A 9,699-nucleotide genomic window follows, 5' to 3' on the forward strand; every position below is an offset into this window, starting at 1 on the left:
TGAACGGGCCGCACGCGCCGCCGCCTGGGCGCGCGTCCGTCGCTTCGCTGGCGCTCCGACTCCGGCCACGCAACACGCCCGGCGGCTGGCGCGGAAAGCGGGAAGCCCGGAGGGGCCGCCGCAGAACGACAGCAGCGCCGACCGGGTGGTCGCCCCGGTCGGACCGGCGGCACGGCGAGCCCACCCGGCCTGGTGCTGGCCGGTCGTGGTGTCAGTCCTGACCCCAGACCAGGCAGAACGGGTGCCCCACCGGGTCGGCGTAGACCCGGAAACCGCTGCTGCGGCCCCCGCCGCCCCGCAGCAGGGTGGCGCCCAGCCGGAGCACCGCCTGCTCGGCCTCCCGGATGTCGTCCACCTCCACGTCGAGGTGAGCCTGCTGCGGCCGGGTCGGATCCGGCCACTGTGGCGGCCGGTAGTCGTCGACGCTCTGGAAGCAGAGGCGGGGGTGCCCGTCCGGGCCCTTCAACGTCACCCAGTGTCCGTCGCTGTCGGCCCACTCCAGGCCGGTCAGCTCGACGTAGAATGCCGCCAACTTCTCGGCGTCCGGACAGTCCAGCACCACCGAGTGCAGTCGACCGATCATCCGACCTCTCCCGTCATCGTGATGGCGCGATGACCGGTGCCCCGGGTCACCGTGCCAGTGAAGGTACCCGCCGAAGGTGGTGGGCGTGGCCGAGGGCGCGCAGGGGTGGCCCGGTCCCGGCGGACACCCGGAGCGGCAGCGCCACCAGACGCTCCGGCCGGCCGATCCCGCCGGCTCGATGTTCCGGTGCCGCGGGTGGCGCCGACCGTCCGATCCGGGGACCGGTATTGACCTCAAGCTCGATTGAGGATGTCGGATGGTGGCATGCGTGCGATCCGACTTCACGAGTTCGGTCCTCCCGGCAACCTGGTGCTCGACGACCTGCCGGACCTGACACCCGACCCGGGCCAGGTCCGGATCGCCGTGTCGGCCAGCGGTGTGCACCTGCTCGACACGACCCTGCGGCGGGGTGAGGCCGGCGGCCCGTTCACGCTGCCCGACCTGCCCACCATCCCCGGCCGGGAGGTCGTCGGCGTCGTCGACGAGCTGGGCGAGGGTGTGGACGAGTCGTGGCGCGGCAAGCGGGTCGTCGCGCACCTGGGCATGGTGCCGGGCGGGTACGCCGAGCAGGCGGTCACCGCCGTCGGGTCGCTGTACGTCGTACCGCCGGAGCTGACCGACGCCGAGGCGGTGGCCGCGGTCGGCACGGGCCGGACGGCCCTCGGGATCCTCGACCTGGAACCGCCGGCGGCGGACGACGTCGTCTTCGTGCCGTCGGCGGCCGGCGGGGTCGGCTGGCTGCTGGCGCAGGCCGCGCGGACGGCCGGCGCCACCGTGGTGGCGGCGGCGCGCGGCGTCGACCGGACGGCGAAGCTGCGCGAGCTGGGCGCGGACCTCGTGGTCGACTACGGCCGCCCGGACTGGGCCGACCGGGTGCGGGAGCGGGTCGGCGGACTGAGCCTGGTGTACGACGGGGTGGGCGGCGCGGTGGGCCGGGCCGCCCTGGAGCTGACGAGGCCGGGCGGCCGGTTCATGATGTTCGGCTGGTCGGCGGGGGAGGCGACCCGGATCGACACGGGCGACGTCATCGGCCGGGGGCTGACCGTGGGCTGGCTGGGGCAGCGGATGCGGGCCCTGCCCGGCGGCATCCCGGCGCTGGCCGGCCGGTCGCTGGAGCTGGCCGGGCGGGGCTGGTGGCGGCCGCTGGTCTCGACCTACCCGCTGGCCGCCGCCGCGACCGCGCACGCCGACCTGGAGGGACGCCGGGCGCTGGGCAAGGTCGTGCTGACCGTGGCGCGTTGACGCCGGGGCGGCGGGCCGAAGGCCTCAGTCGGTCGGCCGGCGGGCCACCAGGTACGCCTGCGGCGTGCGCTCCCGGTGGCCCGCGAGGATCTCAGGCTCACGCTCCACCCGGACGTGGACCTCCAGCCCGGCGTCGGCCAGCAGCTCGGCGACCCGCTCCGGTCGCCGGCGCCGGAACTCCAGCGAGATCGGGTGGCCGAGCCCTTCGGTCAGGTGCAGTGGCTCGTCGCCGATCTGGAACGCCACGACCAGGTGACCGCCGGGCATCAACGCGCGGCGGAAACCGGCGAAGGTGGCCGGAAGCAGGTCGTCCGGGACGTGGATGGTCGAGTACCAGGCCACGACGCCGCCGAGGGAGGCGTCGGGCAGTTCCAGGTCGGGCATCGCGCCCACCTCGAAGCGCAGCTCGGGGTGGGCGCGGCGGGCGATCTCGACCATCCGCGGGGAGAGGTCGATGCCGAAGGCGTCCAGCCCGAGCCCGTGCAGGTACCCGGTCACCCGGCCCGGGCCGCAGCCGACGTCGGCGACGGGCCCGTTGCCGGCGGCTCGCACCAGGTCGGCGAAGCCGGTGAGGACCGCCCGGTCCCACGGGTTGCCGACCGGCTCGTCCCGGAACCGCTCGGCGTAGGCGTCGGCGATGACGTCGTAGGACGCCCGGGTGTCACGCAGCTGGTCCGCTCCACTCACGAACCGGCACGTTACCGGCCCCCGGCGCCTGTCAGGGGCGGAGCCTGTCCCTCGTCGGATGTAACGAGATTCGTGGGCAAGACGCTGCGCCCCGAGCTCCGCGCGGAATCCCATCGGCGGGAATAGGCTCGGCCCATCGACGGCCGGCACCAGCGGCGGCCATCGCGTACCTGGGGTCGGACGCGGATCGAGGGGGCGCGTCCGGCGCCCGGTTCCACGTCTCGCCCCGCGCGGGGACCGCCGCCGTCGCGCGTCACCGGTCCGGGCCGCCCCCGTCGCGGCCCGGCCCCGTCAACTCCCCGGGAGCTGCTCGGCCTTCGTGACCACCCGGTCGATCAGGCCGTACTCGCGGGCCTCCTCGGCGGTGAACCACCGGTCGCGGTCCCAGTCCCGCTGGATCTCATCCAGGCTGCGCCCGCTGTGCCGGGCGATCAGCTCCTGCATGGTCCGCTTCACGTGCAGCATGTTCTCCGCCTGGATGGTGATGTCCGCGGCGGTGCCGCCCATCCCGCCGGACGGCTGGTGCATCATGATCCGCGAGTGGGGCAACGCGTAACGCTTGCCGGCCGTGCCCGCGCAGAGCAGGAACTGCCCCATCGAGCCGGCGAAGCCGAGCGCCACCGTGGCCACGTCGTTGCGGACGAAGCGCATCGTGTCGTAGACGGCCATGCCCGCGCTCACCGAGCCGCCCGGCGAGTTGATGTAGAGCACGATGTCCCGCTCCGGGTCCTCGGCGGCGAGCAGCAGCATCTGGGCGCAGATCTGGTTCGCCGAGGCGTCGGTCACCTCCGTGCCGAGGAAGATGATCCGCTCCCTGAGCAGCCGATCGAACACCTGGTCGCCGAAGGAGGGCTGCCCACCGTCCAACATCCGTACGTCGAGACCGATCATCGCGTCCGCCCTTTCGGCAGTGCCGGCGGACGACCGGAGGACGCCCGGGGGACCGGCGCCTCCAGCCTGCGCGGAACGGGGCGCGCGGAGCCAACGATTCTGCCGGCGGCAGATCAGCCGACGGCAGAACCGGCCGGCCTAGACGACGGTCAGTGTGCGCGCGCCCGCCCGGGCCCGCCCGCAGCCCAGCACGACGCGGGTACGCGGGCCGGGGCGACCGCCCGCTGCGGAGGCGGGCCGCCCGACCCGGAGGGTCGGACCGCCCGTGCGCGGCCCCAGGTGGAGCAGCGGGCCGCCGGCCCGGGGACCGACCCGCACGGCCGGGGCGGCGGGACGGCCGACCTCGGCCCGCTCCAGCCGGGCCAGGCCGGCCCGGGGCGCGGCCGGGATGCGCGGCTCGACCCGGCGCAGGTCGTCGCGCGCCTCCTCCAACAGGTCGGACAGGTGGATGCCGAGCGCCCGGCAGATCGCCGCGAGCACCTCCGAGGAGGCCTCCTTGCGACCGCGTTCGACCTCGGACAGGTAGGGCACGGACACTCCGGCGGCCTCGGCCACCTCGCGCAGCGTGCGGCCCTGCCGCAGCCGCAAGCGGCGCAGCACCCCGCCGATCACTCGTCGCAGCAACGACATGCGGGCCTCGCTCTCGGGCTCGTCGTCCGGGGGACACCCCCATCATGCCCCCTGTCGGCCGCGCCGGTCGGCCCGTCCGGCCGCGCGTCGTCGTATCCCCGGGTCGACGACCCCGCCGTGCGAGATCCGCGCATGCCGCTATGTTGTGGTCGTGCAGGCGACGACAGGGCCGGGGCGGGCCCTCACGTGATCCACTTTCCCGCGCAGCGACGGGGCCCCCTGAGCGCGCTGAGTCTCCGGCTGGCCGCCGCCCTCGGTCTGGTCTTCGCGACCGTCGCCGTGGTCTACCTCGACCGGGACGGCTACCGCGACGTCAACGAGGACGCGCTGACCCTCCTCGACTGCTTCTACTACGCGGTGGTCACCCTCTCGACCACCGGCTACGGGGACATTACCCCGGTCAGCCAGACCGCCCGGCTGATCAACGTCGTCTACATCACGCCGGCCCGGGTGATCTTCCTGATCATCCTGGTCGGCACCACCCTGGAAGTGCTGACCGAGCAGTACCGCACCGGGCGTCGCCTGTCGCGGTGGAGGAGAGCCGTGAAGGACCACGTCATCATCTGCGGCTACGGCACGAAGGGCCGCAGCGCGGTCTCCGCCCTGCTGGAGAACGGGCTGGACAAGTCCCGGATCGTGGTGGTGGAGCGCAGCGGTCCGGCGCTGCGGCAGGCCACCTCGGCCGGCCTGGTGGCGATCGAGGGCTCGGCGACCCGCTCGTCGGTGCTCAACGAGGCGCACGTACGCAACGCCAAGGCGGTGATCATCGCGACCGACAGCGACGACGCCTCGGTCCTGGTGGCGTTGACCGTCCGGCAGCTCACCGCCGGGCAGGTGCGGATCATCGCCGCCGCCCGGGAGGCGGAGAACGCCCCGCTGCTCAAGCAGAGCGGCGCCCACCACGTGATCGTCTCCTCGGCCACCGCCGGCCGGCTGCTGGGCCTGTCCACCTCGGCCCCGCCGCTGATCGACGTGGTGGAGGACCTGCTCACCCCCGGCCAGGGCATGGCGCTGGCGATGCGCTCCGCCGAGCGGTCCGAGGTGGGCCGCTCCCCCCGCGAGCTGGAGTCGCTGGTCATCGCCCTGGTCCGGCGGGGCAAGGTGGTCACCCTGGCCGACAAGGCCGGCGCGGTCATCGAGACCGGCGACATGCTGGTGCACGTGCGCGACGACCGGCCCCAGACGACCGCCACGCCCTGACCCACGCCTGTGACACAGGGCCCGTCACCGGTCGGTGACGGGCCCTGTCGCGTCGTCGGGTGCCGTGCGGCCACCGGCGGCGTCCCGCCGCCGGGACGGGCCGCGCGGCGCCGGTCGGTCAGAGGATGGTCCAGGTGTCCCCGCTGGCGAGGAGGCCGGCGAGCTGCTGCTCCGGGGTCTCGGTGACCTTGGCCTTCGCCTCGGCGAGTTGCCCCTGCACCACGCTGTCGTACGACGGCCGGTCCACCGAGCGGAACACGCCGATCGGGGTGTTCCGCAGGTCCAGGCCGGGCAGCCGGGACAGCGCGAAGGCGTACGCCGGGTCGGCGACCGTCGCGTCGTGCACGACGATCTCCCCCGGGCTGACCGACGCGGTCTCCCGGACCTCCAGGCCGAACCCGCCGGGCGGGTGCACGACGCAGAACTGCCCGTCCTTGCCGAACGTGATCGGCTGCCCGTGCTCCAGCCGGATCAGGAAGTCGTCGCGGGTGTCCGGCTCCTTGAGCTGGTCGAACGCGCCGTCGTTGAAGATGTTGCAGTTCTGGTAGATCTCCACGAACGCCGAGCCCTGGTGCTCCGCCGCGGCCCGCAGCACCGACTGGAGGTGCTTGCGGTCGGAGTCGATGGTGCGGCCCACGAAGGTGGCCTCGGCCCCGAGGGCGAGCGACAGCGGGTTGAACGGCGCGTCGGCCGAGCCGGCCGGCGTCGACTTCGTGACCTTCCCGACCTCGGAGGTCGGCGAGTACTGCCCCTTGGTCAGGCCGTAGATCCGGTTGTTGAACAGCAGGATCTTCAGGTTGACGTTGCGGCGCAGCGCGTGGATCAGGTGGTTGCCGCCGATGGAGAGCGCGTCGCCGTCACCGGTGACCACCCAGACCGACAGGTCGGGCCGGGAGGCCGACAGGCCGGTGGCGATCGCCGGGGCGCGGCCGTGGATCGAGTGCATCCCGTAGGTGTTCATGTAGTACGGGAAGCGGGACGAGCAGCCGATGCCGGAGACGAAGACGATCCGCTCGCGCGGGATGTTCAGCTCCGGCATGAACTGCTGGATCGCGGCGAGGATCGCGTAGTCGCCGCAGCCGGGGCACCAGCGCACCTCCTGGTCGGACTTGAAGTCCTTGGCGGTGAGCTTGAGGGCGACGGGCTCAGACATTCTTCAGGACCTCTTCCAGCATCGTCTCCAGCTCGGCGGCGGTGAACGGCAGGCCGCGGACCTGGTTGTAGCCGATCGCGTCGACCAGGTACTTCGCCCGGATCACGTGGGCGAGCTGGCCGAGGTTCATCTCGGGGATGACCACGCGGTCGTAGGAGCGCAGCACCGCGCCGAGGTTGGCCGGCATCGGGGCGAGGTGCCGCAGGTGCGCCTGCGCGATGGCGTGGCCGCGCTGGCGCAGGCCCCGGCACGCCGCGCCGATCGGCCCGTACGTGGAGCCCCAGCCGAGCACCAGCACCCGGGCGTCGCCGTCCGGGTCCTCGACCTCGACGTCCGGCACGGGGATCGTCTCGATCCGGGCCGCCCGGGTGCGCACCATGAAGTCGTGATTCGCCGGGTCGTACGAGATGTCGCCCGTCTTGTCGGCCTTCTCCAGACCGCCGATGCGGTGCTCCAGCCCGGCAGTGCCCGGTACGGCCCACGGCCGGGCCAGGGTCTCCGGGTCGCGCAGGTAGGGCAGGAACGTGGTGCCGTCGTCGCCGTTGGGCTTCGTGGCGAACTCGACCCGCAGGTCGGGCAGCGACTCGACGTCGGGCAGCAGCCACGGCTCGGAGCCGTTGGCGACGTAGTTGTCGGAGAGCAGGATGACCGGCGTGCGGTAGGTCAGCGCGATCCGGGCCGCCTCGATGGCCGCGTGGAAGCAGTCCGCCGGCGACTTCGGCGCGACCACCGCGACCGGGGCCTCGCCATGGCGGCCGTAGAGCGCCATGTTGAGGTCGGCCTGCTCGGTCTTGGTGGGCATGCCCGTGGAGGGGCCGGCCCGCTGCACGTCGACGATGACCAGCGGCAGCTCCAGCGCCACCGCGAGGGAGATCGTCTCGCTCTTGAGCGCCACGCCAGGGCCGCTGGTGGTGGTGACGCCGAGCGAGCCGCCGTACGACGCGCCCAGCGCCGCGCCGACCGCGGCGATCTCGTCCTCGGCCTGCATGGTGAGCACGCCGAAGCGCTTGTGCTTGCTCAGCTCGTGCAGGATGTCCGAGGCCGGGGTGATCGGGTAGGCGCCCAGGAAGACCGGCAGCCCGGAGCGGACGCCGGCGGCCACCAGGCCGAGCGAGAGGGCCGCGTTGCCGGTGATGTTGCGGTAGGTGCCCGGCCGCATCTTCGCCGGCTTGACCTCGTAGCGGACCGCGAAGTCCTCGGTGGTCTCGCCGAAGTTCCAGCCGGCCCGGAACGCCGCGACGTTGGCCGCGACCAGTTCGGGGCGGGCGGCGAACTTGCGCTCCAGGAAGCGCAGCGTCGACTCGTACGGCCGGTTGTACATCCAGGAGAGCAGGCCGAGGGCGAACATGTTCTTGGCCCGCTCGGCGTCCTTCTTGGACACCGCCTGCTCGGCGAGCGCGCCGACCGTCATCGAGGTCAGCGCCACCGGGTGCACCACGTAGCCGGCGAGTGAGTCGTCCTCGAGCGGGTTCGACTGGTAGCCGACCTTGGCCAGGTTGCGCTTGGTGAACTCGTCGGTGTTGACGATGATGTCCGCGCCCCGCGGCAGGTCGGCGAGGTTCGCCTTGAGCGCCGCCGGGTTCATCGCCACCAGCACGTTCGGCGAGTCGCCGGGGGTCAGGATGTCGTAGTCGGCGAAGTGCACCTGGAAGCTCGACACGCCCGGCAGGGTGCCGGCGGGAGCCCGGATCTCCGCCGGGAAGTTCGGCAACGTGGAGATGTCGTTGCCCAGCTGCGCGGTCTCCGAGGTGAACCGGTCGCCGGTGAGCTGCATGCCGTCGCCGGAGTCACCGGCGAACCGGATGACCACCCGGTCCAGTTGACGGATCTGCTTGGTCACGCCTGCACCTCGCTTCGCTGGGCGCGGTCGCGCGGGCGGCTGAACATGATGGTGACCTCGCCTTGCCCGGCCACGTGACCTCCTTGACGCACCGCTGTACCAGACCCGCCGAGGCGGGCCCGGTCCGCTGTAGTTACCTCACCTGAGAGCCTACGTCGAATTGCCGCCCCAACCTTCTCGGAGGCCGCCGTGTGGGATGCGATACAGCGAGATTCCACCCCGATTTGAGGTGTTTCCATCCGGCCGCCGTAATCCAGATCACCGGTCGCGGGGGTGGGCGGGACGCCGGTCCGGGCGTACCGGCGTCGCGGGGCCGCCCGGGTCACTCCGTCGGCGCCGCGGACGGCCCGGCCACCGGGGCGGTCATCCGGCGCCGCAGCGAGGTGGTCGCCAGCGCGAGGGCGAACACCACCAGCAGCGTGGAGATCACGATCAGGAGGATCGCGGTCCGCCGTACCGAGCCGCCTCCGCCGCCGTCGCTGACGGCCGGGGCCTCGGCGGCCAGTACGCCCTGCGACCCGGTCGGCGCGGGCGGCGAGGCCACCGGCGTCGCCAGCGCGGCGGCCGAGGTGATCCGGAAGCTCATCTGCACCTGCCGGGTCGGGCCGCTGCGCGGGTCGAGCTGTCCGAGCACCGCGCCGGCCAGCGGGGCCTGCCGCTGGGCCTCGGGCGTCGCGGTCACCGGCAGCCGCAGCCGCGCGGTCCGGCCGGCGGCGAGGGTGCCCAACGCGCAGCGCGTACGGGCGGGACTGACGGTGGTGCAGCCGGACGGGGGCGTCGGCACGGTCACCCCGGCGGGCAGGGCCACCTCGACGCGGCCCTCGGCGTCCACCCGGCCGGTGTTGCCCAGGCGCACCTCGAGCCCGCTCGACCCGCCGCTGATGTCGAAGGAGACCGCGTCGGCGGCCAGCCTGATCCCCGGCACCGGCGGACCGGGCGGGAAGAGCACCGCGAACCCCTCGTCGTCGCTCACCACGCCGGGCGCGCCGGGCGCGGTCGCGGTGACCCGGACGGAGCCGCTGAGCGGCATCCGCTTCCAGGCGTCGCCGTCGACCCGTACGCGGAGCAGGGTGCTGAACCGGGCGCCGGGCGCGCTCGCCCACTCGCCGCAGCGGTGCTCCCCGCCGCCGGCCGGGGCGCAGCCCCCGGTGCCGGCGTCGCTCAGCCCGGCCGGGAGCGTGTAGGCCAGCCGGATCCGGGCGGGCGTGGCGCCGGTGTTCGTGACGGTCACCCGCAGCGTGGTCACCGTGCTCGGCGCGTTCCAGTAGGCGGCGGTCAGGGTGACGTCTTCGGTCGTGACGCTGACCCCGGCCGCTGGCGCCGGCGGGGTGGGGGCGGGCGCGGAGGGCCGCACGGGCGGCACCGACGGCGCCGGGTTCTTCGTGACCTCGTCGAACCCGACGGCCGGCGGGGCCTGCGTCGGCGCCGGCATCCCGCCGACGGCGATCAGCAAGGTGATCGCGGTCAGCAAGG

General features: G+C 73.6%; 9 protein-coding genes and 1 pseudogene. 3 read left to right on the forward strand and 7 right to left on the reverse strand.

Translation table 11 applies throughout. From position 1 onward, the window contains the following. Positions 1–211: 211 nt before the first annotated feature. A complete protein-coding gene (locus tag AB0G13_RS32355) occupies positions 212–583 on the reverse strand; it encodes a VOC family protein (protein WP_357882751.1) in 372 nt (123 codons plus the stop codon). A gap of 264 nt (positions 584–847) precedes the next feature. Between AB0G13_RS32355 and AB0G13_RS32360 the strand changes: the two genes are divergently transcribed. After that, positions 848–1,825: a zinc-binding dehydrogenase gene (locus AB0G13_RS32360; RefSeq protein WP_357882754.1), complete on the forward strand. Its 978-nt coding sequence runs from the start codon at positions 848–850 to the stop codon at positions 1,823–1,825. Positions 1,826–1,849: 24 nt separating this feature from the next. Here AB0G13_RS32360 and AB0G13_RS32365 read toward each other — a convergent pair whose 3' ends face one another. From AB0G13_RS32365 to AB0G13_RS32375, 3 genes are all read right to left on the reverse strand, one after another. Next, positions 1,850–2,512, reverse strand: coding sequence for a methyltransferase domain-containing protein (locus AB0G13_RS32365; RefSeq protein WP_357882758.1), 663 nt, complete (start codon positions 2,510–2,512; stop codon positions 1,850–1,852). A 291-nt stretch (positions 2,513–2,803) separates the two neighbouring features. Then, on the reverse strand, positions 2,804–3,403 hold the full coding sequence (locus AB0G13_RS32370) for an ATP-dependent Clp protease proteolytic subunit (protein ID WP_357882761.1): 600 nt from the start codon (positions 3,401–3,403) through the stop codon (positions 2,804–2,806). A gap of 138 nt (positions 3,404–3,541) precedes the next feature. Continuing rightward, positions 3,542–4,033 carry a helix-turn-helix transcriptional regulator gene (locus tag AB0G13_RS32375; RefSeq protein WP_357882765.1) on the reverse strand — a complete coding sequence of 164 codons (492 nt, stop codon included), beginning with the start codon at positions 4,031–4,033 and terminating at the stop codon, positions 3,542–3,544. 186 nt (positions 4,034–4,219) lie between these two features. Here AB0G13_RS32375 and AB0G13_RS32380 point away from each other — a divergent pair, with 186 nt between their 5' ends. Continuing rightward, positions 4,220–5,233, forward strand: a complete 1,014-nt coding sequence (locus AB0G13_RS32380; protein ID WP_357882768.1) for a potassium channel family protein — start codon at positions 4,220–4,222, stop codon at positions 5,231–5,233. A gap of 118 nt (positions 5,234–5,351) precedes the next feature. On the opposite strand, the gene AB0G13_RS32385 is transcribed toward AB0G13_RS32380, so the two are convergent. The 3 genes from AB0G13_RS32385 to AB0G13_RS32395 all read right to left on the reverse strand — a co-directional run bounded on the left by AB0G13_RS32385 (position 5,352) and on the right by AB0G13_RS32395 (position 9,457). Beyond that, positions 5,352–6,386, reverse strand: coding sequence for a 2-oxoacid:ferredoxin oxidoreductase subunit beta (locus AB0G13_RS32385; protein WP_357882771.1), 1,035 nt, complete (start codon positions 6,384–6,386; stop codon positions 5,352–5,354). Continuing rightward, the gene (locus AB0G13_RS32390; RefSeq protein WP_357882774.1) at positions 6,379–8,226 is read right to left on the reverse strand and encodes a 2-oxoacid:acceptor oxidoreductase subunit alpha; all 1,848 of its coding nucleotides are present in this window, start codon (positions 8,224–8,226) and stop codon (positions 6,379–6,381) included. The genes AB0G13_RS32385 and AB0G13_RS32390 overlap by 8 nt, the downstream gene beginning before the upstream one ends. A gap of 322 nt (positions 8,227–8,548) precedes the next feature. Continuing rightward, positions 8,549–9,457, reverse strand: a complete 909-nt coding sequence (locus AB0G13_RS32395; protein WP_357882777.1) for a hypothetical protein — start codon at positions 9,455–9,457, stop codon at positions 8,549–8,551. 148 nt (positions 9,458–9,605) lie between these two features. On the opposite strand from AB0G13_RS32395, the pseudogene AB0G13_RS32400 reads away from it, so the two are divergent. After that, a pseudogene (locus AB0G13_RS32400) lies at positions 9,606–9,699 on the forward strand (adenylosuccinate synthetase); the annotation flags it as partial.

Origin of the sequence: Micromonospora sp. NPDC023633, from assembly GCF_040640035.1 — a bacterium.
GTDB lineage: Bacteria > Actinomycetota > Actinomycetes > Mycobacteriales > Micromonosporaceae > Micromonospora.